This window comes from Terrabacter sp. 2YAF2 (assembly GCF_052114705.1).
GTDB lineage: Bacteria > Actinomycetota > Actinomycetes > Actinomycetales > Dermatophilaceae > Terrabacter.
Window position 1 is genome coordinate 40710 of the sequence record NZ_JBFRFG010000015.1, and the last position, 24027, is coordinate 64736.

Below are 24027 nucleotides of genomic sequence, written 5' to 3' on the forward strand. Positions count from 1 at the left end.
CATGAGCTACCAACTGACCCGCCGCGCCGTCCTCGCCGTGTATGCCGTGCTCGTGATCGTGCCGCTCGTCGTCGTGATCTTCGGCAGCTTCAAGACCAGCCAGGACCTCTTCGCCTCGCCCTTTGCGCCGCCCACCACCTGGCGGGGCGGCAACTACCAGAAGGTCGTCGGCGAGTCCGGACTCGGCGTGGCCTTCCGCAACAGCGTCATCGTCACCGGCCTTTCGGTGCCGCTGACCCTCTTCGTCGCGAGCCTCGCGTCGTACGGGATCGCCCGGACGACGGGCTGGAAGAGCGCCCTGCTCTTCGGCTTCATCGTCCTCGGCATGGCCGTGCCGGCCCAGGCGAACATGATCCCGCAGTACGTCCAGTTCGAGACGTTCGGCCTGACCAACTCGCTGCTCGGCCTCGTCCTCATCAACATCGTGACGACGCTGCCGATCGCCGTCTTCATCATGACGGGCTTCCTCAAGACGCTGCCCAAGGAGCTCTTCGAGGCGGCTGCCGTCGACGGGTCCGGGCCGTGGCGCACCTACCGCTCCGTCGTGCTGCCCGTGTCGGTGCCGTCACTGTCGGCGACCGCGATCTTCCTCTTCGTCATCCACTGGAACGACCTGCTCTACCCGCTCCTCTTCATCAGCGACGCGGCCAAGCGCACGATCCCTGTGGCGCTGCTGTCCTTCCAGGGTGAGTTCCTCACCGACTATCCGCTCCTCTTCACCGGCGTCGTCGTGGCATCCGCGCCCATCGTCATCGCCTATGTCTTCCTCCAGCGCTACTTCGTCGCCGGCATCACCGCCGGCGCCGTGAAGGGATGACCGTGCACCCGTCATCGTCCACCCCGCCCACCGCCTCGGGGACCCTGCTGCTGCGCCGGGTGCGAGCCGCGCAAGCCGACGCGACCGGCCGGAGCGTGACGCTCTCGGTCGACGCCCTGCCCGGGGTCAAGCTCGGGGTCATGCCCGGCTGGCTCACGGGGGAGCCCCTCGAGGCCCAGGGCATCGAAACGCAGATGCCCAACCTGCCCGACATCGAGCTGCCCCCGACCGACGCCACCGCCTTCGAGCTTCGGGTCAGCGCGCCGCAGCCCTCGTGCCTGCGACTGACCCTCGCCCCGGCAGGCGCGGCCGTGCTGGGCGACGACGGCACCGGCCTCGGCATCGTCGTCGACCCGTCACCCGCACCCGAGACGCTCGAGGTCGAGCAGACCGACACCCATGTCGTCGTGACGACCACGGACCTGCGTCTCGAGGTGGGCCGTGCCCCCTTCACCCTGCGCCTCGTCGAGCGGGCCACTGGTGCGACCCTCCTGCGCACGGCCGACCGCCTCCGGCAGGTAGCCGGTCTGCTGACGGCTCCCTCAGTCGTGGTCGACGACGGGGGGACGACGCTCAACCTCGAGCTCGGCCCCGACGAGGACGTGCTCGGCTTCGGCGAGCAGTTCGGGCGGCTCGTCAAGAACGGCCAGCGACTGCGCCTGCGCAGCGAGGACGCCTGCGGCACCGGGACCGGACTGGCCTACAAGCCGGTCCCCGTGTGGCACTCGTCGCAGGGCTACACCGGCTTCGTCAACACGGGCGCGGTGGTCACGGCCGACGTCGGCCACTCGATGCCGTCCGTGCTCTCCCTCGGGCTCGACGACTCCGCGATCGACCTCTATGTCTTCGCCGGCGCCGACCCGAGAACCCGCCTCACGGCATACACGGCCCTGACGGGACGTGCGAAGGCGCCGCAGCCGTGGGCGTTCGGCTACTGGATGGGGCGATGCCGCTACCACACGAGCGAGGAGATGCTCGAGGTCGGGCGCTCCGCCCGCGCGCACGGCGTGCCGATGGACGTGCTCCACCTCGACCCCGACTGGCTCGTCGTCGACCGGCTCAACACGGACTTCATCTGGAACACGAGCCGCTTCGGCGAGCGCAAGCAGTTCGTCGACGACCTCGCCGAGCTCGGCCTGCGGCTGTCGGTCTGGGAGCTGCCCTATCTGGACCCGGCCTCCCCGATCTTCGAGGAGGCCGAGCGGGAGGGCTATCTCGTCCGCCGCACCGACGGCAGCCTGGCCGCCATCCAGAAGACGCCGACCCCGGACGGCCGGATGCGCGCGCTCATCGACTTCACCAACCCGGCGGCCAAGCGGTGGTGGCAGCAGATGCACCAGGACTTCCTCGACGACGGCGTGGCCGTCTTCAAGACCGACTTCGGCGAGGCGTTGCCCGATGACGTGGCGTTCTTCGACGGCACCCCGGCCAACCAGGCCCACAACCTCTACCCCCTGCGCTACAACGGTGCGGTCTCCGAGGCGATCGCCGAGTTCACCGACCGGCCCCCGCTCGTGTGGGGACGCAGTGGATGGGCGGGCTCGCACCGCTACCCCGGCCAGTGGGCCGGCGATGCGGAGTCGACGGTCGTCGGCATGCAGGCCACGGTGCGGGGCGGCCTTTCCTACGCCATGAGTGCGCCGGGCTTCTGGAGCCACGACATCGGCGGGTTCTTCGGACCCGAGCTCACGCCGGCGCTCTACGTGCGCTGGACTCAGCTCGGCGCGCTGTCACCGCTCATGCGGGCGCACGGCCTGCGTCCCCGTGAGCCGTGGGCCTTCGGCGACGAGGCCCTCGAGATCTGCCGCGAGTGGGTGCGTCTGCGCTACTCGCTGCTGCCCTACCTGTGGCAGGTGGCGCTCGAGTCGGCGGCGCAGGGCTGGCCGGTGCTGCGCCCCCTGGGCCTGCACCACGCCGACGACCGAGTGGCCCGCAGTGTCGACGACAGCTTCCTCCTCGGGAGCGACCTGCTCGTCGTGCCGGTCTTCGACGACGGCGCCGCACCGGTGCGACGCACGTTCTACGTGCCCGAGGGCGAGTGGTTCGACCTGCACGACGACACCCGGTATGCCGGTCCCGGCTTCCACACCGTCGACGTCCCGCTGGAGCGCATGCCGGTCCTCGTGCGCGGCGGTGCCGTCATCCCCCGGGTCGAGGTCGACGAGGGCGTCCGCTCCGTGCAGGACCTCCACGGTCGCCCGTGGACCCTGCACGCCTACGGCGCAGCCGAGGCTGCCGGGACCACCCTCGTCGGTTTCGACTCTCAGCCGGCGGTCATCGCGGACGAGGTGATCCGCCATGGCGCCTGAGGTCGGGTTCGACGTGCGACCGCCCTCCGGTGCCGCGGCCGACCGCTGGATCGACTTGGGCGAGAAGCTCGCCCGGCTGCGCGGCCTCGCGCGGGCCCTGGACCTCGACACGCTCGTCCTGCGCGAGCCGGCCACCCTCACCTGGCTGCTCGGGGCGCGCGTCAACGTGCCGCAGACCCTAGACTCCGCGTGCCTTGACGTCGTCGTGCACCTCGGTGACGACGTCGACGGCGCGAGCGTGCGGCCTGGCCTGACCGTAGTCACGAACGCCATCGAGGCCCCTCGATTGCGCGACAGCGAGCTGGCCGGGCTCGACACCGTGTGTGATCTCCGCTGGGAGGTCGTGCCCTGGTGGGAGTCGCGCGACGGCAAGCTGCCCACAGGCCATCGGGTCGGGAGCGACCGTCCGCTCGCCGACGGCACCGGGGTGGGTGCGGATCTCGCCGCATTGCGGCGACAGCTGACGCAGCGCCAGCAGGACCTGCTCGCCGCCGTGTGCCGCGACACGGCCGCCGCAGCGACCGCCGCCGCGCTCACGCTGTCGCCGGGCACGACCGGCTATGCCGCTGCCGGTGAGCTCGCTCGTCAGCTGCTCGAGCGAGAGCTCGACCCGATCGTCCTCCTCGTCGGGGGCGCAGACCACCTCGACACCCACCGCCACCCGCTGCCGCTGGCCGAGGCGGTCGGCGAGCGGGCGATGCTCGTCGCCTGCGGCCGACGGCACGGGCTCGTCGCGAGCGTCACCCGCATCGTCTCGTTCACGCCGTTCGAGGACGAGCAGCGCGACACCTACGCCCGGCTGCTGCGGGTGGAGCAGGCCTTCCTCGATGCCACACGGGTCGGGGCTCGGCTCGGCGACGTCGTGTCGGACGGCTGTGCGGCATACGCCCGACAGGGGTTCGCTCCCGAGGAGTGGCACCGGCACCACCAGGGCGGCCTGAGCGGCTTCCAGCCACGGGAGTTCCCGGCGCACCCATCGAGCGACGTCGTGCTCGGTGACGGCGCCGTCGTCGCCTGGAATCCCAGCGCCGCCGGCTGGAAGGTCGAGGACACGACGCTCGTGCTGCCGGACGGCCCACGAACCTTGGTCACGGACGAGCTCTGGCCCAGCCTCGAGGTCGGGGGTCGCAGCCGCCCCGACGTGCTCGTGCCCTGACTCACTCCCAGCCGACAAAGCCGATCCGCTTGCTCCACAAGCAGACCCATCAAGGAGACGCAGTGACCACCATGCCCAGCCAGCTCATCGACGGCGCCTGGGAGGACGGAGACTCCGCCCTCGAGGTCACCAACCCTGTCGACGGGTCGGTGGTCGGCCACGTCGCATGGTCAGGCCCGAAGGCCGCGCAGCGCGCCGCCGACGCTGCCGCGCGCGCCTTCGGCGCGTGGTCCGACCTGCCGGCCCGGCGCCGGTCCGACATCCTGCTCGACGCCTCCAGGCTCATCGCCGAGCGCGCCGACACCCTGGGCGCCCTGCTCGCCCGTGAAGCCGGCAAGCGCCTGCCGGAGGCGGTCGGCGAGCTGGCCTTCAGCGCCGAGTACTTCCGGTGGTTCGCCGAGCAGGCGCGGCGTCCCAACGGCGAGGTCATTCCGCACGAGGCGGGCGACCGACGGCACGTCACCGTGCGCCGACCCGTCGGCGTCGTCGCGTCCCTGACGCCGTGGAACTTCCCGTGCTCGATCCAGGCCCGGAAGCTCGCGCCCGCGCTGGCGGCTGGCTGCACCGTCGTGGCCCGTGTCTCCGAGAAGGCGCCCCTCGCGGCGACCGAGATGATCCGCGCGCTCGACGACGCCGGGGTTCCCGCGGGTGTCGTCAACCTCGTGCACGGACCTGCGCGCGAGATCACTCAGACCCTGCTCGACCACGACGCCGTCCGGGCCGTGACCTTCACGGGGTCGACCCTCGTCGGTCGCGAGATCATGGCGAGCGCAGCCCGTCGGGTCGTGCGACCGCTGCTCGAGCTCGGCGGTGACGCGGCCTTCGTCGTGCTCGACGACGCCGATCTCGACGCCGCCGTCGAGGGGGCGATGCTCGCCAAGTTCCGCAACACCGGTCAGTCGTGCATCGCCGCCAACCGCTTTGTCGTGCACGAGGACGTGCACGACGAGTTCGTCGAGCGGCTCGTGGCCAGGATCGACGCCATGAGCATCGGCGACGGCCTGGCCGACCACTGCCCCGACCTCGGTCCGGTCATCGACTCCGCGAGGGTCGAGGCCGTGAACTCCCTTGTCGACGAGGCGATCTCACAGGGGGCGCGGAGACTCACCCGCGAGCGGGAGCTGCCGCAGGGCGGCACCTTCGTCGCGCCCACCCTGCTCGCCGACGTGCCCGACTCGGCCGCCATCGCCACCGAGGAGGTCTTCGGACCCGCGGCCGCGGTCTTCCGTTTCCGCGACCTCGACGAGGCGGTCGCACGCGCCAACCGCACCGAGATGGGGCTCGCGGCCTATGTGTGGTCGGGCGACCTGTCGCGGTGCTGGCGCACGGCGGAGCGACTCGAGGCCGGCATCGTCGGCGTCAACAACGCCCTGCCGTCGGTCGCCTTCGCCCCCATGGGCGGGGTCAAGCAGTCCGGGCTCGGCCGTGAGGGGGCGTCCGTCGGCCTCGAGGAGTTCGAGGACGTGCGCTACCTGTCGGTCGGTCTCTGACCCGAAGACGAGATGCGGGGAGACCGAGGACATGACGACCGAGCTCGTGCTGCTACCACTGGGAGTGGTGGCCGGCGCCCTGACCCAACGCGTCACGGGGGTCGGCTTCGCCCTCGTGTGCGCACCCCTGCTCGTGCTCGTCGCCGGGCCCTTCGAGGGGGTCGTCCTGTCGAACCTCCTCGGACTGGTCGTGAGCTGCGTCGTCTTCGTGACCCTGTGGCGTGACACCGAGTGGCGCAAGGCCCTGCTGCTCGTCGTGCCGGCCCTCGCCACGATTCCCTTGGGCGCGTGGGTGGCTCGCAACGTGCCGCCCGCGCCCCTCATGGTCATCATCGGTCTCACCGTGATCGTCGCGCTGTCGGCGGTCGTGCTGAGCGACCGCGCGAGGGTGCTCCGCGGCACGGGCGGCGCCGTGGTCGCGGGTGGGGCGAGCGGCTTCATGAACGTGACCGCCGGCGTCGGCGGGCCTGCCATCGTGCTGTATGCCGTGAGCACCGCCTGGGAGCACCGCAAGTTCGTCGCGACGTTCCAGTTCTACTCGATCTTCGTCAACCTCGCCTCGCTCACCGCCAAGGGCGGGCTGCCCCACGTCTCGCCGGCTGCGCTCATCGTCTCGTTCGGCGCCCTCGCCGTGGGGCTCGTCGGCGGAGAGGTGCTCTCGCGGCGGGTCGACCACGAGGTCGCCCGACGACTCGCCATCGGTCTCGCCCTGGCCGGTGCCGTCTTCACCGTCGTCAAGGGACTCCTCGCCTGGTGACCGCCGCCCCGGGCAACAACGTGCGCGTCGTCGAGGCGGCGCTCGGCCAGGCCGGCCTGCAGGCTGCCGACCTGTCCGCCTGCGGCATCGCCAACCAGCGCGAGACGGTCGTCGTCTGCGCGAGCTCATGCAACTGCACCGGGGTGTCGACGACGACGTCCCTGTCAGCGGAGCGACTCGCGTGGGGAGCGGTCATTGCGGCCACGTTTCACCCCGTCATCGACTGCCTCGACATCGTCGGGGGCGCCATGCCTCGTTCAACTCACGCTGGGCCCGGTGGTCGGCTCGACCCGGAACACAGGCATGCCTGGTGCCGCATCAGCGAGCTCGGCGTCGGTGGACCGCTTTGTCAGGCCCTCGACGAACCGTCCGACTTCCCAGCCCCAGCGCTGCAGATAGGCGCGCAGCACGGGGACCCGGTCCGCGACGGGAAGCTCGATGAGCCGGACCTGCTCGACCCGACGCCCCACGCGGAGCTCGGCGCCGACCGCGGCGCGGACGTTGCGGACCCACTGGGTGTTGCCCCGGGGGGCGACGAGGTAGCGCTCGCCGCCCAGCGCGAGCAGGTTCACGGGGACGCTGCGCGGCGTGCCGGAGGTGCGCCCGGCCACGGTGAGGACACGTGACCCGAGCAGGCTGATCCCGCGCTCGGTGAGCCACCGGACCGCCTTCATGAAGGCGATGTCACCCCATCCGGACGGGGCGATGTAGCGCGCAGGGCTGCTGGTCACGGTGTCCTCCAGGGGTGGTGGGCCGGCTGAGAGGGGTGCTCTCAACTCCGGGCTCGAGCGGTGGGTCACACGGTCGCGGGTTCTGCGCCGGCTGTGGTCATTCCGATCGTGAGAGGGGAGGGCCTGAAGCCCTTGACGACGAGGTAGACGCCGAGGGAGAACTCCCAGACAGCGATCGGGATCGCGAGGAGCAAGGCTGGGGCGGAGACGGCGCTGAAGGCGCCGAACAGGACCCCGATGACGGAGGCCAGCAGCAGCGGGGCTCCGATGAGCCCGATGGTGGGAAGGGCCCGCGGCACGAGGCGGGACCGATACAGCAGGGAGCCGAGCAGCATCGCGTTCAGAGCGGGCATCAGGGACTGCGAGAAGAGGAACGCCCATCCGTACATGCTGGTCAAGGCGTGGGCAGTGACCAGTCCAGCGGCTCCGACTCCGGCCTGCCGCAGGGACACCACCGTCATCAGGGCGACGACGCCGGCGATGATGCCGGCGCCCTCGAGGGTCCGCGTGCCGACGAAGCCCAGTGCGATCCCTTGGTGCTGGCGCTTGACCACGGGATACAGGATGACCGCGGTGCCGACGCCCGCGAGGGCGACGATGACCTCCAGGAGTCCGCCGACGAGGGCGGGGGTGTCCGGCCCGGAGCCGAGGAGGTAGTTCGGGTCCTTGACCCCGCTGTAGAGGGCGAGGGTCGGGATCGAGACGAAGCTGATCAGGTAGAGCACACCCGCGGCGAGCGCGGTCTTGCGCACTGAGGTCATCGGGGCTCGCGCCGGGGTGCCCGCTGGAGCGGGGGAGACGGGGTCGATCGTTGCTGTTGACATGGTGGCTTCTTTGATCGAGGTGGAACTGCGACGCGTCTCCGGAGGCGGCGCGGGAGAGGGGAGCCCCGATCCTGACGCGTCAGGATCGAGGCGCCCGTGAGGGCCGGGACGTGATCGTGCCGTCGCCGCGAACGGTGAGGCGTCGGCCCTGGATGAGCAACCAGAAGATGAGCACCGCTTCGCCGACGAAGGTGACGCGCGCGACCTCGAGGGAGTAGCCGGCGACGATCACGGTGCCGAAACCGTCGACGAGGTAGCCGATCCCGGCGATGAGGAGCAGGACCGCGATGACCCTGGCGATGAAGCCGGACCGGTGGGCCAGGTAGCCGATCAGCAGCAGGTGGACGCCGAACAGGATGAGGCCGGCGTGCCAGATGTCATCGAAGGAGTCGATGGACCGCTGGACCTGGTCAGGGGTGTCGAGCTGGGGCCGTATGCCGGCCAGCTGGCTCACCGCGACGACGAACACGCCCGCGTAGGCGAGTCTGAACCAGGCGGCGAGGCGGGAGACGTCCGGGTTCACCGGGGTGAACAGCCGCAGCAACGCGGCGGCCACGACGACGTCGAGCGCGGCGACCGCGAGCAGGCTGGCGACGCCCCATCGGAAGAGCGCCGCGGAGTTCGCGATGGCGGTTGTCGTGGTGGTCGCGTCGCCCGGCGTGATGAGTCGTTGCAGGACGACGAAGTTGCCGAAGACTGCCAGGACGGTGAGCAGGGCCAGTCCGATCCCGGCGACCAGGCTGGCCGTGCGCAGGGCCCGGGCGGGGTCGGCCGCGTCGGCCGTCCGTTGCGGCGGCGGGATCGGCTCGCCCTGCAGAGGCGGCGGCACGGTGCGTGTTCGCGGTGACATGGCTTCCTGCTTTCCCTGTGTCGGGTTCAGACCCCGGAGTCGGCTACTTGACTTCCGAGCGCTGCAGCGTCCAGAGGCCCACGAGCAGGGGCGCGACCAGCCAGACGGCTGTGGTGACCGCGAGCTGGAGCCACTGCTGGCCGACCAGTGGACCGTGGAACAGCAGGTTCTGGGTGACGTTGGGGTCGACCCAGGGGTAGAGGTCGTGGAACCACGCCTGGTTGGCGGCGAGCAGCTCCAACAGTGGTGGGGCCACGAACGCGTAGACGAAGTAGGCCACGATGGCGGCCGTGGAGTTGCGGATCAGCACCCCGAGCATGAAGCCGATGAGGACGACGAGCGTGTTGCCCAGCACGATGGCGGCCAGAGTGGCGACGCCTTGGTCCCAGACGGCGTCGCGGCCGGCGAGGGCCGCGGCCAGGAGGTTGCCGAGCGCTCCGATGACGAAGGCGACGAGCATCGAGGCGACGGCGATCGAGATGGCGACGATGGCCTTGGCGAAGACGATACGGCCCCGGTGCGGGACGAGCGTGAAGGTGGTCAGGCCGCTGCGTTGGGTCCATTCGGCGGTGACCGACAGGATCGCGATGACCGGCAGGATCACGGCCATGGGGAAGCCGACGGCGAGGGTGAAGGTGCTGTAGGTCAGCTGGTCGCGGGCCGCCCAGAGGACGACCCCAGCCGTGGCCAGGAACGAGGCGATGCCGATGCTGGCGAGCAGCCAGAACCCGGACCGGGTGTCGAAGGACTTGCGCAGCTCGACGGAGACGATCCGTGCGAGGGGGATGCGCGCCGGCGCCACAGTGCGCGCCGAGCGGGGTGCGACGTCCTGGCGGGGGTCCGTCTCGACGGAGGGGGAACCTGCGAGGACTGGCTCGAGCGGGATGGCGGTCATGCGACTGCTCCTTCGCGTTGCGTGTCGGCGGTCAGCTCGAGGAACAGGTCCTCGAGTCCGGCGCCCTCGGCGGGACGGAGCTCGAGCAGCGTCACGCCGGCCGTGTGGGCGATCCGGCCGACGACGTCGGGCTCGGCCTCCACCCGAAGGGCGTCGCCGTGCCCGGTTGCACCGCTGTGGCTGGACAGGACGCCGGCGGCGCTGAGCGCGCCGGCGAGGGTGTCCACGCTGGTCGTTCTGACGAGGGTCCCGGCGGATTGCAGCAGCTCGGCCTTGGTGCCCTTGGCGACGATGCGACCGTTGCCGATGACGACGAGGTCGTCGGCGATGACCTCGATCTCGTGCAGCAGGTGTGAGGAGAGCAGCACAGTGGCACCCCGGTCTGCATAGTCGCGCAGCAGGTCCCGCATCCAGCGGATGCCGGCCGGGTCGAGCCCGTTGGCGGGTTCGTCCAGGATCAGCACCTCCGGTTGCCCGAGCAGTGCTGCGGCGATGCCCAGTCGCTGCCGCATCCCGAGGGAGTAGTTCCGCACCCGGCGTCCGGCCTCGGTGGGGGTGAGGCTGACCAGGTCGAGCATCTCCTCGACGCGGTCAGCGGGCACGCCCATCGTCCGCTGGGCCAACGTCAGGATCTCTCGTCCGGTACGTCCGGCATGTTGCGCGGAGGCGTCCAGCAGCACGCCGACCTCCAGGCCGGGGTTGGGCAGGTCGGCGAAAAGACGACCCACCACCGTCGCAGTACCCGAGGTGGCCGGGGTCAAGCCGACGACGATCCGCAACGTCGTCGACTTGCCGGCTCCGTTCGGGCCGAGGAAGCCGGTGACCCGGCCAGGCGCGGCGGTGAACGTCACGTCGTCGACGGCGGTGAAGGGGCCGTACCTCTTGGTGACGGACTCGACCCGGATCATCGCGGGAGCCCCATGGTGATCGCGATCTGCCCGCGCGCCGTGCCGTCGGTGAGGTGGCGCATCGCGTCCGCCGCGTCCGCCAGAGGGTAGGTCCGGTCGATGCGCGGGGTCACCACCCCGGCCCGGATGAAGTCGGTGAGTCGCTCCAGGTCGCTGCAGCGTTGCTTCGCGAGAAGCATGGTGAGGCGCTGCCGGACGAGCCCGGACAGGGCCAGTGCGCCCAGCTGCCGGTTCATCCCGCCGGTGAGGTGGCCACCCGCCTCGCCGCCGACCAGCACGGCCGTGCCGGCAGGCGCGAGCGCCCGTCGCAACCGGGACACAGACGGGTTTCCGGCGAGGTCGAGGATCAGGTCGTAGCGGGCCGTGCCGTCGGCGTAGTCCTGCTGGGTGTAGTCGATGACGTGGTCGGCCCCGAGGGATCGGACCCAGTCCAGCTTGGCGCCGCTGGCCACTCCGGTGACCGTCGCTCCGAGGGCCTTGGCCAGCTGGACGGCATACCCGCCGACGGCGCCGGAGGCGCCGATGACCAACACGCTCTGACCCTGCTGGAGTTTGCCGACGTCGGTCAGGGCTTGCAGGGCGGTCGACGCCGAGATGGGGACCACCGCAGCCTGCGCGAAGGTGAGGCTCGCGGGTTTGACGGCCAGCTTGTCCTCGCGGGCGACGGCGTAGTCGGCGAAGGATCCGCGGCCGACACCGAAGACCTCGTCGCCCTCGGCGAAGGTGGTCACCGCTGAGCCCACCGCCACGACGATCCCAGCGACGTCCATCCCAGGCACCCGCTCTTTGGGTCGGCGCAGCCCGAACGCGAGCCGGCCGGCATACGGCAGCCCCGTCATCACGTGCCAGGTCGCGCGTGCCACGCCGGCGGCACACACCCGCAGCAGCACCTCGTGCGGGGCGGCACTCGGTCGCGGGATCCGGGCCAGGTGCAGCACGTCGGCAGACCCGTAACGGTCCTGCACGACTGCTCGCATCGAGCTTCCGGAGCTGAAAGGCGTTGTCCCGCTGGTCTTGTCGGCTTCTTGAGGGAGGGCGGGGTTCGAGGCGGTGGACATGGGTGCTCCTCGGTGGGGATCCTCAGGCTTCGGGCGCGCGAGCGCGTGGTCGTCCGGAGCGGGACTGCGCTTGGAGCGGCGACGTGACCGCGCCTTCGATTGCGGATCGCGAGCATCGAGATCTCACGGGACCGGCACCGACACAGTCCTCAAGAGCGGGGATCTCATGGGCGGGGCGAGTGTGGCCCGCGCGCCGGCGGTGGATGTACTAAGTACGTTCAGGCTAGCGTACAAAGTATGTCCAGGCCATCCCCTCGGTGGCGACGTCTTTGCGGCGCCCCTTCAGTCCGGTCGATGCGTGCGCCGTCGCCGGGCGGGAGGGAGGGAGCGGGTGAGGGCTTGGAGGATGACCTCGAGTCCGATCTCGAACTCGTCGCCGAAGTCGTAGCCGGGTTGGAGGATGAACTCTGTCGCCATCTCGGCCAGATGGGGGTACTCGTCGTCGTCGAAGCCGCCCAGAATGGGTTCCGCGACGCCGGCGACGGTCTCCGGTCCGTCGAAGGGCAGGGCGGCCTCCTGCAGGGCGAACCCGTACACGTAGCTGTCGATGAGGGCGTATGCGTGGGCGGTCATCTCGACCGAGAATCCGGCGGCTCGCAAGGTGCCGATCATCGTGTCGTGGTGGCGCAGCGTCGCCGGGCCGGGGGTCTTTCGTGACTCCAGCAGCCCGAGTGCCCAGGGGTGACGCCGGAGCGCCCGCCTGGCCGAGGCGGCCCCTTGTCGGATCTCGTTCTGCCAGTCCCCATCGCGCGGCGGGCGGTCGATCTCGGCGAAGACCATGTCGACGATGCCGTCGAGGATCTCGCTCTTGTTGGCCACGTAGTGGTAGACCGACATCGGCTTGACGCCGAGCTGCTGCGCGAGGGAGCGGATCGTCAGGGCGGGCAGGCCGCCGGAGTCGGCGACGGCCACAGCGCCGAGCAGGACCCGTTCGCGGCTCAACGGGGCCCTTCGCTCGCGGCTGTCAGCGGCTGGTTGGTGCACAGTGCTCCCTCGTCCGGTCGGTCTCGTACCTTGTATGCCAATCTAGCGTACTTAGTACGAGACGTGTGGGCGTGCCCGCCCACGCTGCCGACGAGAAGGATTCGGACGCGACCAGTCAGGCGATCCTCGACGTGGTCGCAGCCGTTCGGAACGGGGGACCGCTCCGCGACTGAGCGCCTGCGAGTCCCGGCCGATCGCCTCTGACGGGACTGCTGACGAGCTGAGTGGACCAAGTTCTCGGAAGCCCCTCTCGAGACGACGGTTGCGCCGTATCTTTGGCGCCGACGGTGTCAACGCGGCTCAGCGCGTGCAGTGCCTGCGTCGACTGAAACCACAGGGAAGGCATGCCGATGCGAACGTACGTCCCGATCTCTGCAGCGGTGTTGCTCGCTGCCTCCGCTCTCACCGTCACCGGCTCCGTCCCTGTTGCAACTGCAGCAGCGACGACGACGGCGACCGCTCCCTGCAGCGGCACCGCGGCCGGTACCGCCCCGGCGACGTGGGACCACGTCACCCTGATCATGTTCGAGAACAAGCCGTTGAAGAAGATCATCGGCAACACCGCGGACGCGCCGTACATCAACGCGATCGCCAAGGCGTGCAGCTACTCGAAGAACGACCTCTCCCTGTCGACCACGAGCCTGGCCAACTACATCGCGCTCACCTCTGGGTACACCGGCTGCGACAAGGCCGACACGAACGGCATCTGCAGCCATGAGCTGCCGATCACGGCGAACAAGCCGCCGAGCTCCTGGCCGCAGGCCTCGAAGAGCATCTTCGAGCTGATGAATGCGTCGGCGCCGGGCAGCGCGGTGGAGTGGGCTGAGGGCAGCCTGGGCAACTGCTACACCGGTGGCGCCGGCCTGTTCACGGTCACCCACACCCCCTTCCCGTACTACACGCGGACCCAGAACAACCTGTGTCCGCAGTACGCCAAGCCGTTCCCAGCGAACAGCGCGGACGTGCTGTCGGCGAAGTTCAACCTCGTGATCCCGAACAAGCAGGACATCATGCACCTGGTGCCCAACAGCACCATCTCGCAACGGATCCAGAACGGCGACAACTGGCTGAAGGGCTACCTTCCGGGTCTGTTGAACTCGGCGACGTACCAGGCCGGCCGCTCCGCCATCATCATCACCTGGGACGAGGGCAACGGCAGCACGTACACCGTGCCGCTGATCGTGATCACCCCGTACACGACTGCCGGTGGCGTCTCCTCAGTCGCCGTCGACCACTACTCGGTGCTCAAGGGCATGGAGCAGATGGTCGGTCAGACCCAGCTGCTGGGCCACGCCGGCGACCCGGGCAAGTCCTCCATCCGCGACGACACGCTCTTCCGGCTGAAGTAGGCCGCGCGCGGGCTCTCCGGCTGACGGGGGTGCGTTTCACGCACACCAGTCAGCCGGGGTCCTTGGCGAGGTAGGCGAGTGCGGCAACGACGAGCGCCTCCGTACCTGTGTCGAGGGTCGGTTGGATGAGGGGTGCAAAGAAGGGTGAGTGGTTCGGTGGCGCTGAGGTGCCCGCGGCGAATCCTCCGACGCCCCAATAGAAGTAGGGTGTCTCGAACGCGTCGGGGATGCGGCTGAAGTCCTCGCTGGCCGTGACCCGGCCCAGTTCGACGACCTGGTCCCCGAAGTGCTCTCGGAACGCGCTGTCGACGCGGTCACCCACGCCGGAGTCGTTGTGGGTGAGGGGGTACTGGTCGTAGTACTCGAAGGTGGGCGGTTGCGGGGAACCGGCGCCGTCGCACTCGGCGCGAACGATGCGTTCGATCGCTTCCAGCACCTGGCGACGTGTGGCGTCATCGTAGGTCCGCACGTTGAGCAGCAGCACCGCCCGGTCGGGAATGATGTTGCTCTTCGTCCCGGCCACGCTGCTGCCGACCGTGACGACCGCGAACTCTCCCGGTCGGGTCTCGCGGGCCACGATCGTCTGCAGCCGCAGGACGATCGAGGCGGCGAGCACCACCGGGTCGACGCTGAGGTGCGGCATCGAGCCGTGTGAGCCTTTGCCGAAGACCGTGATCCGGATGCTGTCGCCGGCAGACATGACGGGCCCGACCTGGGTGCCGATCGTGCCGGCGTCGAGTCCGAGGACGTGCTGGGCGAAGGCGACGTCGGGACGCGGTATGCGTCGTGCGAGTCCGTCATCGAGCATCCCCCGCGCTCCCGCTGCCGTCTCCTCCGCCGGCTGGAAGAGGGCGACAAAGGTGCCACTCCAGTGCTGACGCTGGTCGGCGAGCAGCTCAGCGGCGCCGAGCAGGCACGTCACGTGGACGTCGTGGCCGCAGGCGTGGGAGACCCCGGTGGTGGCCCCCGTCTCGTCGGTCGCGGTCTGGGTCGACGCGTACGGTAGCTCGGTCATCTCGGTCACGGGCAGCGCGTCCATGTCGGCGCGGCTGAGCACGGTGTTCCCGGGCCCGTTCGCCAGGACGCCGACGACGCCCCCGCCCACGCGCTGGACATCGAAGCCCCACGCGGTCAGTCGCGCAGCGGCGGCCGCAGAGGTGCGGGACTCCTGGCCGCTCAGCTCGGGATGGGCGTGCAGGTCGCGATAGAAGTCCTCCCTCCAGCCGCGCGTTCGGTCCAACCCGGCCAGCACCGCGTCAGCAGATGTCATCGCCTCGCCCCTCGTGAAATCCACCAGTCCTGTTCGACCGCCGAGTTGACCGTACCCAGCCGCGCTGTGACGAAGCCCTGAGTGAGGCCGTCCGGGCGCCGCCCGGGGCTGTCCCGGCGACGGACCCCTGGCGCACGCCTTCGGCGTACCGTGTCCGCATGGCGAGCGCAGTTGTCCGGTGGGAGCCCGAGTGACCGCCGGTAGCGCTCTGCTGCTGCTCGACCTCGCTGGAACCGCCGTCTTCGCGCTCAACGGCGCGCTGACGGCGATCCGAAAGGCGCGGCTGGACATCGTCGGGGTGCTCGCCCTCGGCATGGTCACGGCCGTGGGCGGCGGCATCATCCGCGATGTCATCATCGACTCCCTCCCGCCGGCGACGTTCAGGGACTGGCGCTACCTCGTGGTCGCTGCGGCCGGGGCCCTCATCGCCTTCGCCTGGGGGCGCAAGCTCGACCGACTGGCCCTGCCGATCGAGGTCCTCGACGCCGTGGGCCTCAGCCTGTTTGCCATCACCGGAGCCACCAAAGCGCTCGATGCCGGCCTGGGGTCGCTGCAGGCCGTCATCCTCGGCGCTGTCACCGCCGTGGGCGGAGGCACTCTTCGAGACGTGCTGATCGGGCGCGTCCCGACCGTGCTGAGCAGCGGCTTGTATGCCATCCCCGCCCTGGTCGGCGCCCTGATCACCGTGGTGAGCGTCGAGATCGGCCTCCACGGCTGGGTCCCGGCGTCGGTGGCCGGGCTGGCCTGCTTCGCCATCCGACTGATCGGGATCCGGTTCGACCTCAACGCGCCGACGCCACCCGGGTCATCGCGCGAGTGAACCCTGTGACGTCGCAGTCGGTCGCGGGTGCGTGTCACATCCGGCCCGGCTCGATCGTCAGTACGGCAGGACACCCCAACGATCAAGGAGCCGACCATGAAGACCATGACCTGCCGATCCCTCGGAGGGCCTTGCGACCTCGAGCACCACGGCGACACCGCCGACGACGTCATCAAGGCCCAGGACCGCCACCTCCGTGATGCGGAGACGGCCGGGGACGCCACCCACCAGGACGCCCGCGATGCGATGAAGAGCCGCTGGCGGCACCCGAAGAAGTCCATGGACTGGTACCGCGACGCCAAGCAGGCCTTCGCCGCGGCGGCCGACGACTGACCGGCCTCAGGGCCGCTCGGTGGGCGGGCCTGTTCGTCATTCGACGTTTTCGCCAACGTGTTGTCGCATGCAAGACTTGTCGCATGCAAAGATCCCGATCCTTCCCGACCGCGGTGGAGGCGCTGCAGCAGGTGACCCGCGACCTGCTCGGTCTGGCCGTGCGCAGCGTCGACGAGGTGGGGGAGGTGTCGCTGCCCCAGATGCGCCTGCTCTTCGCGCTGCGCGACGAGGGCCAGGCGTCCTGCACCGAGCTGGCGCACGTGCTCGGCGTGAGCAACTCGTCGGTGACGCGGCTGGCCGACAGGCTCGTGACGTCCGGCCACGTCACCCGGACGGGGGATCCGCACAGCCGCAGCCGGGTGCTCCTCGCGCTGACCGAGCACGGCGTCGAGGTCCTCGAGGCCGTGCTGGCCTGGCGCTCGCGTGAGCTCACCCGCGCTCTGCACAGCCTGGATGCCGCGGCCCTCAGCTCCCTCACCGAAAGCCTCGACGTGCTGCACCTGGCCCTCCGGCGACGGCACCACGACCTCACCGGACCGGTGCCGCTGTGACCCGGGCCAAGCAGGTGGAGCTCGGCGACTTCAACGTCCACCCGCGGATGCTGCTCATCACCGCCTGGGCGCTGCCGGTGGGAGCGCTCGGCGCGGCAGCGGCATACCTGCTCCTCAAGCTCATCGGCCTGACGACGAATGTCGTGTTCTACCAGCGGTTCGAGACCTCCCTGGTCGCGCCCGGCGCGACGCACCACCCGTGGTTGCTCGTGCTGCTCGCGCCCGTGGTCGGCGGGCTCGTCATCGGTGTCATGGCGCGCTACGGGTCGGAGAAGATCCGCGGCCACGGCATGCCGGAGGCGATCGAGTCGATCCTCATCGGCGGCAGCCGGATCGAGCCGAAGGTCGCTGTGCTCAAACCGATCTCGGCGGCGATCAGCATCGGCTCGGGTGGACCCTTCGGTGCCGAGGGGCCGATCATCATGACCGGGGGAGCCATCGGCTCGATCCTCGCGCAGCACCTGCGGCTCACCGCCGACGAGCGCAAGACACTGCTCGTGGCCGGCGCCGCGGCGGGCATGGCCGCCACCTTCAACTCGCCGCTCGCGGCCGTGCTCCTCGCGGTGGAGCTGCTGCTCTTCGAGTGGCGACCACGCAGCTTCGTCCCGGTCGTCGCCGCGGTCGCCGTCGCGACGGTCGTCCGGGGCCCGCTCATCGGGGTGGGCCCGATCTTCCCGGTGCCGCACAGCGACGTCCACATCGCCTGGACCGCAGAGACGCTCAGCGTCCTCGTCGGTCTCAGCGGTGCCCTCGTGGCCCTGGGTGCGACGTGGCTCGTCTACTTCGCCGAGGACCTGTTCAGCCGGCTGCCGATCCACTGGATGTGGTGGCCGGCGCTCGGCGGCCTCGTCATCGGCCTCGGCGGCCTCGTCGAGCCCCGGGCGCTCGGCGTGGGCTACGACGTCATCGACCAGCTGCTGACCGGCCACGCGACCACCGGGTTGATCGTCGGGATCCTCGTCGTCAAGACACTCATCTGGTCGCTGTCGCTCGGGTCCGGGACCTCGGGGGGCGTGCTCGCGCCGGTCTTCATGATCGGTGGCGCGCTCGGGGCCGCGCTGGGCCTCGTCCTCCCGGGTGTGTTCCCCGGGTTCTGGGCCATGCTCGGGCTGGCGGCGGTCGTCGGAGGGGTGATGCGGTCGCCGCTCACCGGCGTCGTCTTCACTCTCGAGCTCACGCACGCGTGGGGAGCGATGCTGCCCCTGCTCATCGCGTCCTCGACGGCGTATGCCGTGTCCGTCCTCGTGCTCCAGCGCTCCGTGCTCACCGAGAAGATCGCCCGCCGCGGGCTGCACATCACCCGCGACTACACCACCGACCCGCTCGAGACCTTCTTCGCCTCCGACGTCATGCGCACCTCCGATGAGGCGATGGCGGTGGCCCGCGGTCTCGCGACCGGCAGCGCACACCACGTCGTCGGCGAGCGCGACACGTTGCGCCACGTGGCCTACGTCTTCGCCGAGCACGGACATGACGGCGCCGCCGTCATCGGGGAGGAGGGCGCCGTCCTCGGCCACATCGACGTGCAGTCCCTGCTCGTGGCGCGCCAGCACGACCTGACCGAGGCGACCGAGCGGCAGCAGGTGTTCACCAGACCGCTGGGCATGGGCCGCGGCTGACCTGCCGTCAGGCGCTGCGCGCCCGTTGCAGACCGGCTCGCATCGTCTCGAGCGTCAGGCCGAAGTGCGCCGAGGCACTGCGGTTGGACGCATCGGCCTCACCACGCACGACGTGCCCGACCAGCTCGGTGTGCTGCACGAGCGCCTCGTCGTAGAAGTCCTGCGTGTACGGCTCGACGCCGAACCCGAGAGTGGCCGCGGCCGTGAGGTGCGCACTGAGTGAGGTGAGGTGGGGGTTGCGCGCCGCCGCCGTCACGAGACCGTGGAGCCGGCGGTCGGCGTTGCGCGCCTCCGTCATCGACGTCGCCGCCCGGAACTCCTCGAGAGCCTTCTCGAGACCGGTGATGTCGTCGGCGGTGCGGCGCTCCGCGGCTGCGCGGGCGATCATCCCCTCCACCATGCAGCGGTAGTCGTAGAGGTCCAGCAGGCGCGGGATCTCGATCTCGAGCGTCCGGCGGGCGACCTCGGGCGCGACGTCCTCCCATGACGCCGAAGCGACGAAGGCGCCGCCCGCCCGCCCCCGCCGGATCTCGATGAGGCCGAGCTCGGTCACGTGCTGCAACGCCTGGCGCACCGTCGCCCGACTGACACCGAGCGAGGCGGCCAGGTCGCGCTCGGGCGGGAGACGCTCACCGGGGGAGTACTCACCGACCGCGATGGCCGTGATGAGCCGGTCGGTCAGCGACGTCGCCTTGGTGCGGGGCTCGCCGAGGAGGGCGATCGACTCCCCGTCCTCCCACTCCGAATTGCTCTCCACGCACGCAGTCTAGGTCCGACCGTGTCAAAGGTCTTGTCACCGGACCATTTGCGTGATCCACTTTTGTCCGGTTCCCCGAGGAGGATGCATGGCAACGACGCGCGACGCGCGCTTTCCCGACCCGACCACCGAGGGCGAGGTCGACTTCCGTGGTCACCGCACCTGGTACCGCGTCACCGGAGAGCTCGACCCGGACGCGGAGCAGGCGCCCCTCGTCGTGCTCCACGGCGGTCCCGGCGCCGCCCACAACTACACGTTGACGATGGCCAATCTTGTGCTGCAAGGGCGTTCGGTCATCCACTACGACCAGCTCGGCTGCGGCGGCAGCACCCACCTGCCCGACGCTCCTGCAGACTTCTGGACGCCACAGCTCTTCGTCGACGAGCTGCGCAACCTTGTCCGGGCGCTCGGCATCGACCAGCGTTTCCACCTGCTGGGCCAGTCGTGGGGCGGCATGCTCGGTCCCGAGGTCGTCCTCGCCGACGACTCGGGCATCCGCAGCCTCACCATCTGCGACTCGCCTGCGTCCATGGCGCTGTGGCTCGAGGCGGCCAACACGCTGCGCGCGCAGCTCCCGGACGAGGTGCAGCAGACCCTGCTGGAGCACGAGCAGGCGGGCACCACGGACTCCGAGGAGTACGCCGCGGCCGAGAAGGTCTTCTACGACCGGCACGTATGCCGTGTGGTGCCCAACCCGCCCGAGGTGACCGACTCCTTCGCCCAGATAGAGGCAGAGCCCACCGTCTACCACACCATGAACGGGCCCTCGGAGTTCCACGTGGTCGGGTCGCTCAAGGACTGGTCGGTCGTCGACCGGCTGGACGGCATACGCATCCCGACGCTCGTCATCGCCGGCGCGCACGACGAGGCGATGCCCCTGGTCTGGGAGCCATTCGCCCTGCGCATCCCCGACGTGCGCTCGCACGTCTTCCCCGACTCGAGCCACATGCCGCACGTCGAGGAGACCGACGCCTTCCTCGACGTCGTCGAGTCCTTCCTCGGCCAGCACGACTGACCCTGTGCCCACCTGACGCCCCAGCGCCCACCTGACCCGGAGGTCACGCATGTCCAATCTCGACAGCCACACGCTCGGCGAGGGAGACCTCACCCAGTTCGGCTACAAGCAGGAGCTGAACCGTGGTCTCTCCACGGCCGACCTGCTCATCTACGGCCTCGTCTTCATGGTGCCGATCGCACCGTGGGCCATCTACGGCACCGTCTACAACGAGGCCAAGGGGATGGTGCCCCTCGTCTACCTCATCGGCCTCGTCGCGATGATCTTCACCGCGCTGTCCTACGCGCAGATGAGCCGGGCCTTCCCCATCGCCGGCTCGGTCTACTCGTACGTGGGGCGCGGCATGCACCCCAAGCTCGGCTTCATCGCCGGCTGGACGATCCTGCTCGACTACCTGCTCGTGCCCACGTTGCTCTACGTCTTCGCCGCCGAGTCGATGTCGGGCATCTTCCCGGCCGTGCCCAAATGGGCGTGGATCCTGCTGTTCCTGGCCATCAACACCGCCATCAACTACGTCGGCATCTCGTTCACGGCCGTCGTCAACCGGCTCTTCCTGACCGCCGAGGTGCTCTTCCTCGTCATCTTCGCCGTCATGGCCATCGTCGCCATCGCCCACGGGACCGGCGGAGCGCACGTGATCGCCAAGCCGATCTTCGACGCCGCCAACTTCTCCGCGCCGCTCGTCGGCACGGCGCTGTCGATCGCGGTGCTGTCCTTCCTCGGCTTCGACGGCATCGCCACCCTCTCCGAGGAGAGCAAGGGCGGTCACCGTTCAGCCGGGATCGCCATGATCGGCGGCCTCTTCCTCGTCGCCTTCTTCTTCATCAGCCAGACCTGGCTGGCCGGCATGCTCATCCCGGACACCACCTCCTTCCCGGACGACCAGGCCGGCAACGCGTTCTTCGACATCGTCGGCCGGATCAGCAACAACGGGTGGCAGATCGCGTTCCTGGCCATGAACGCCCTGGCCGTCGGCATCGCCAATGCCGTTGCGGCACAGAGCGCCACCTCCCGCCTGCTGTTCTCCATGAGCCGCGACGGCCAGCTGCCGCGCTTCCTGGCGCACGTCAACAGCCGCAGCAAGGTGCCGGAGCGGGCCATCCTGCTCGTTGCTGGCATCACCCTGGTCCTGGGGCTGTTCTTCGTCGGTCAGATCGGGCTCATCAGCTCACTCGTGAACTTCGGCGCCCTGACCTCGTTCCTCCTGCTGCACCTGTCGGTCATGACCTACTACGGCGTGCGCCGGAAGTCGTCCAATCTCGTCCTGCACTGGGTGGGACCGGTCATCGGGTTCCTCATCATCGGGTTCGTTCTCTGGAACGCCGAGTCCGCCGCCAAGATCGGCGGCCTGGTGTGGCTCGCGATCGGCATCCTCGTGCTGGTCTACTACAGCCGCAAGGGAATCGGCATCCTGCCTGAGCATCGGGCCGATGCCTCCACCGAGCCGGCTGCCGACCTGCAGCCCGCCACCGAGCCGAGGAGCTGACCGTGACCGAGCACCACCTCATCACCAAGGACCACGCCCAGGCCGGCTACTCGGCGGCGCACGAGCCGGTGCTCACCGTGGATCCGGGCACGGGGGAGCGCATCACGTTCGAGACCGACGACGCGGCATACGCCCAGATGGAGGAGCTGCGAGACCTGTCGAAGGTCACGGCGACGATCAACCCCGTCACCGGCCCGGTCCACGTCCGGGGAGCCGAGCCTGGTGACGCGCTCGCGGTGACGATCCACGACATCGACATGGCCGAGCACGGCTGGTCGGTCTACATCCCTGGGGCGGGCGCGCTGGCCGGCGCGATGGGCGACGACTGGTACGTGCGTCGGGTGCCCGTCCGCGACGGGATGGCGCTGCTCACCGACCGGGTGAGCTGCCCCGTGGCCCCCATGATCGGGTGCATCGGGGTGGCGCCGGCCGAAGGCGCGATGTCGACCGTCATGCCCTCCTACCCGACCGGCGGGAACATGGACCTCACGGACGCCAGGCCCGGCAGCACGGTGTACCTCCCCGTCGAGGTGGCGGGCGCCGGTCTGGCCATCGGGGACCTGCACGCGGTCATGAGCCGCGGGGAGAGCTCGTTCGTCGCCATCGAGGTCGCCGGGCGGGCCACCGTCAGCGTCGACCTCGTCAAGGGCAAGCGCCTGCGAGCCCCGAGGATCGACACCGGTGACGAGCTCGTGTGTGTGGGCCTGGGCGACCCGGTCCAGGACTCCATCATCAACGCCTACGAGGACCTCTTCGCCGTCCTGACCGACGAGCACGGCTACAGCCGGCACGACGCCTACACGGTCATGAGTGCGCTGGCGCACACCGAGCTCGGTGGCCCGACGGGGTCGGTGACGCCCGACCCGCTGCACCCGTTCCGGGCCGTCGGGCAGGTGACGCTGGCGCGAATCGCCAAGCACCTCCTCGAGCTGGCCTGAGGCGGCAGCGCTCGGCGGCTCGCGGCAGCGCTCGGCAGCAGCTGGCGCAACGGTGTAGGCGGCGCGGGAAGCGGGTACGGCACAGTCCTCAACCGACAGCGCGCCGCCCGCGGGTGGCACAGGCACGAGGGACTCCGCATGACGGCATACAGCACCATCGTCCGTGCCACGCACGTGCTCACCAACGCAGCCTGGTTCGGCGGCTCCCTGGCGGGGGCCGTCGCGCTCAACCCCGCTTCCCGGAAGGGGCAGGACGCGCGCGAACGCGCCGAGATCGCCGACGAGGGGTGGCGGCGGTGGGGCCCGGTGCAGGGTGCCGCGGTCGGGCTCCACCTGCTGAGCGGCGTCGCCATCGTGGCCGACAACCGTCGTCGCATCGTCGGGCACCGCCCGACCTCCGCCGCCGTCGTCCTCAAGACGGCGCTGACCGTGGCGGCGGTCATGGTGAGCGCGGAGGCGTACCGCTCCGGGGCCGAGCTCGGCGATGCGCTCGAGCGTGCCGAGACGGATCCGGCCGCCCGGACCAGGCGCGGACGCTCACCCGGCGGATGAGCTGGCTGCAGTGGGCCACGCCCGGTGCCACCGCAGGGCTGCTGGTGCTCGACGCCTACCTGGGCGAGCAGCAGCGCGGTGTCGCGGGGCTGCTCGACCCTCCGTCCAGCCTGAGGCGCCGGTCGTGACGCGCGAGTTCGCGTTCGCCTTCGAGGGCCGCTACCGGCTGCCGGCTCTCGCGTTCGGGATCACGCCGGCCACCTCGCGGGTCGTGGTCACCGACGAGGAGCTCCTCGTGCGATTCGGTCCGTGGCGACTGCGCACCCCGCTGGCCAATGTCGAGAGCACGCAGGTGAGCTCGGGGTATGCCTTCCACCGCACGGCGGGTCCGGCGCACCTGTCGCTCACCGACCGTGGCGTGACGTTCGCGACGAACCCGCGTCAAGGTCTGTGCGTGTCGTTCGTCGAGCCCGTCCACGCCATCGAGCCCACGGGGGTGCTGCGTCACCCGGCAGCCACGGTGACGGTCGCCGACCCCGAGGCGCTCGCCGCGGCCCTGCGGCGCTGAGCGGATCGCTCGCCCAGGGGCGATGTCCCGCTCGCAGCTGCCGGCGGAAC

At 70.2% G+C, this 24027-nt stretch carries 25 protein-coding genes; 16 read left to right on the plus strand and 9 right to left on the minus strand.

Going from position 1 to position 24027, the window contains the following annotated elements:
• Position 1: 1 nt before the first annotated feature.
• The 5 genes from AB4030_RS15865 to AB4030_RS15885 all read left to right on the plus strand — a co-directional run bounded on the left by AB4030_RS15865 (position 2) and on the right by AB4030_RS15885 (position 6529).
• Positions 2-817, plus strand: coding sequence for a carbohydrate ABC transporter permease (locus tag AB4030_RS15865; protein ID WP_442280178.1), 816 nt, complete (start codon positions 2-4; stop codon positions 815-817).
• Positions 814-3126, plus strand: coding sequence for a glycoside hydrolase family 31 protein (locus tag AB4030_RS15870; protein ID WP_442280179.1), 2313 nt, complete (start codon positions 814-816; stop codon positions 3124-3126). Before AB4030_RS15865 ends, AB4030_RS15870 begins: the two co-directional genes overlap by 4 nt.
• Complete coding sequence (locus tag AB4030_RS15875) at positions 3116-4282, plus strand: M24 family metallopeptidase (RefSeq protein ID WP_442280180.1); 1167 nt, start codon at positions 3116-3118, stop codon at positions 4280-4282. Before AB4030_RS15870 ends, AB4030_RS15875 begins: the two co-directional genes overlap by 11 nt.
• Before the next feature lie 71 nt (positions 4283-4353).
• A complete protein-coding gene (locus AB4030_RS15880; RefSeq protein WP_442280263.1) occupies positions 4354-5772 on the plus strand; it encodes an NAD-dependent succinate-semialdehyde dehydrogenase in 1419 nt (472 codons plus the stop codon).
• A 31-nt stretch (positions 5773-5803) separates the two neighbouring features.
• Positions 5804-6529: a TSUP family transporter gene (locus AB4030_RS15885; protein ID WP_442280181.1), complete on the plus strand. Its 726-nt coding sequence runs from the start codon at positions 5804-5806 to the stop codon at positions 6527-6529.
• A gap of 257 nt (positions 6530-6786) precedes the next feature.
• On the opposite strand, the gene AB4030_RS15890 is transcribed toward AB4030_RS15885, so the two are convergent.
• From AB4030_RS15890 to AB4030_RS15920, 7 genes are all read right to left on the minus strand, one after another.
• The gene (locus AB4030_RS15890) at positions 6787-7260 is read right to left on the minus strand and encodes a nitroreductase/quinone reductase family protein (protein ID WP_442280182.1); all 474 of its coding nucleotides are present in this window, start codon (positions 7258-7260) and stop codon (positions 6787-6789) included.
• A gap of 65 nt (positions 7261-7325) precedes the next feature.
• Complete coding sequence (locus AB4030_RS15895; RefSeq protein ID WP_442280183.1) at positions 7326-8084, minus strand: DUF4386 domain-containing protein; 759 nt, start codon at positions 8082-8084, stop codon at positions 7326-7328.
• A 79-nt stretch (positions 8085-8163) separates the two neighbouring features.
• The gene (locus tag AB4030_RS15900) at positions 8164-8934 is read right to left on the minus strand and encodes a DUF4386 domain-containing protein (RefSeq protein WP_442280184.1); all 771 of its coding nucleotides are present in this window, start codon (positions 8932-8934) and stop codon (positions 8164-8166) included.
• A gap of 43 nt (positions 8935-8977) precedes the next feature.
• The gene (locus tag AB4030_RS15905; RefSeq protein WP_442280185.1) at positions 8978-9829 is read right to left on the minus strand and encodes an ABC transporter permease; all 852 of its coding nucleotides are present in this window, start codon (positions 9827-9829) and stop codon (positions 8978-8980) included.
• Complete coding sequence (locus AB4030_RS15910) at positions 9826-10737, minus strand: ABC transporter ATP-binding protein (protein WP_442280186.1); 912 nt, start codon at positions 10735-10737, stop codon at positions 9826-9828. Before AB4030_RS15910 ends, AB4030_RS15905 begins: the two co-directional genes overlap by 4 nt.
• The gene (locus AB4030_RS15915) at positions 10734-11795 is read right to left on the minus strand and encodes an NAD(P)-dependent alcohol dehydrogenase (RefSeq protein ID WP_442280187.1); all 1062 of its coding nucleotides are present in this window, start codon (positions 11793-11795) and stop codon (positions 10734-10736) included. The genes AB4030_RS15910 and AB4030_RS15915 overlap by 4 nt, the downstream gene beginning before the upstream one ends.
• A gap of 282 nt (positions 11796-12077) precedes the next feature.
• Positions 12078-12737 (minus strand): TetR/AcrR family transcriptional regulator, encoded by a 660-nt coding sequence (locus tag AB4030_RS15920; protein WP_442280188.1) that lies wholly within the window; start codon positions 12735-12737, stop codon positions 12078-12080.
• Positions 12738-13123: 386 nt separating this feature from the next.
• On the opposite strand from AB4030_RS15920, the gene AB4030_RS15925 reads away from it, so the two are divergent.
• Positions 13124-14128, plus strand: a complete 1005-nt coding sequence (locus AB4030_RS15925; protein WP_442280189.1) for an alkaline phosphatase family protein — start codon at positions 13124-13126, stop codon at positions 14126-14128.
• A 49-nt stretch (positions 14129-14177) separates the two neighbouring features.
• Here the strand turns inward: AB4030_RS15925 and AB4030_RS15930 are convergent, their stop codons facing one another.
• The gene (locus AB4030_RS15930) at positions 14178-15398 is read right to left on the minus strand and encodes an amidohydrolase (RefSeq protein ID WP_442280190.1); all 1221 of its coding nucleotides are present in this window, start codon (positions 15396-15398) and stop codon (positions 14178-14180) included.
• A 190-nt stretch (positions 15399-15588) separates the two neighbouring features.
• Here AB4030_RS15930 and AB4030_RS15935 point away from each other — a divergent pair, with 190 nt between their 5' ends.
• From AB4030_RS15935 to AB4030_RS15950, 4 genes are all read left to right on the plus strand, one after another.
• On the plus strand, positions 15589-16218 hold the full coding sequence (locus AB4030_RS15935) for a trimeric intracellular cation channel family protein (RefSeq protein WP_442280191.1): 630 nt from the start codon (positions 15589-15591) through the stop codon (positions 16216-16218).
• A 96-nt stretch (positions 16219-16314) separates the two neighbouring features.
• Positions 16315-16551: a DUF1059 domain-containing protein gene (locus tag AB4030_RS15940; protein ID WP_442280192.1), complete on the plus strand. Its 237-nt coding sequence runs from the start codon at positions 16315-16317 to the stop codon at positions 16549-16551.
• 83 nt (positions 16552-16634) lie between these two features.
• Positions 16635-17102, plus strand: coding sequence for a MarR family winged helix-turn-helix transcriptional regulator (locus AB4030_RS15945; protein ID WP_442280193.1), 468 nt, complete (start codon positions 16635-16637; stop codon positions 17100-17102).
• Positions 17099-18721 (plus strand): chloride channel protein, encoded by a 1623-nt coding sequence (locus AB4030_RS15950; protein WP_442280194.1) that lies wholly within the window; start codon positions 17099-17101, stop codon positions 18719-18721. The genes AB4030_RS15945 and AB4030_RS15950 overlap by 4 nt, the downstream gene beginning before the upstream one ends.
• A 7-nt stretch (positions 18722-18728) precedes the next feature.
• On the opposite strand, the gene AB4030_RS15955 is transcribed toward AB4030_RS15950, so the two are convergent.
• On the minus strand, positions 18729-19478 hold the full coding sequence (locus AB4030_RS15955) for a FadR/GntR family transcriptional regulator (RefSeq protein WP_442280195.1): 750 nt from the start codon (positions 19476-19478) through the stop codon (positions 18729-18731).
• Between the two features lie 88 nt (positions 19479-19566).
• On the opposite strand from AB4030_RS15955, the gene AB4030_RS15960 reads away from it, so the two are divergent.
• From AB4030_RS15960 to AB4030_RS15985, 6 genes are all read left to right on the plus strand, one after another.
• Complete coding sequence (locus tag AB4030_RS15960; RefSeq protein WP_442280196.1) at positions 19567-20493, plus strand: proline iminopeptidase-family hydrolase; 927 nt, start codon at positions 19567-19569, stop codon at positions 20491-20493.
• 49 nt (positions 20494-20542) lie between these two features.
• Positions 20543-21979 carry an APC family permease gene (locus tag AB4030_RS15965; protein WP_442280197.1) on the plus strand — a complete coding sequence of 479 codons (1437 nt, stop codon included), beginning with the start codon at positions 20543-20545 and terminating at the stop codon, positions 21977-21979.
• Between the two features lie 2 nt (positions 21980-21981).
• Complete coding sequence (locus AB4030_RS15970; RefSeq protein WP_442280198.1) at positions 21982-22917, plus strand: acetamidase/formamidase family protein; 936 nt, start codon at positions 21982-21984, stop codon at positions 22915-22917.
• Positions 22918-23055: 138 nt separating this feature from the next.
• On the plus strand, positions 23056-23469 hold the full coding sequence (locus AB4030_RS15975; protein ID WP_442280199.1) for a hypothetical protein: 414 nt from the start codon (positions 23056-23058) through the stop codon (positions 23467-23469).
• A complete protein-coding gene (locus tag AB4030_RS15980; RefSeq protein ID WP_442280200.1) occupies positions 23466-23597 on the plus strand; it encodes a hypothetical protein in 132 nt (43 codons plus the stop codon). Before AB4030_RS15975 ends, AB4030_RS15980 begins: the two co-directional genes overlap by 4 nt.
• Positions 23594-23977 carry a hypothetical protein gene (locus AB4030_RS15985; protein ID WP_442280201.1) on the plus strand — a complete coding sequence of 128 codons (384 nt, stop codon included), beginning with the start codon at positions 23594-23596 and terminating at the stop codon, positions 23975-23977. The genes AB4030_RS15980 and AB4030_RS15985 overlap by 4 nt, the downstream gene beginning before the upstream one ends.
• The last annotated feature ends 50 nt before the right edge of the window (positions 23978-24027 follow it).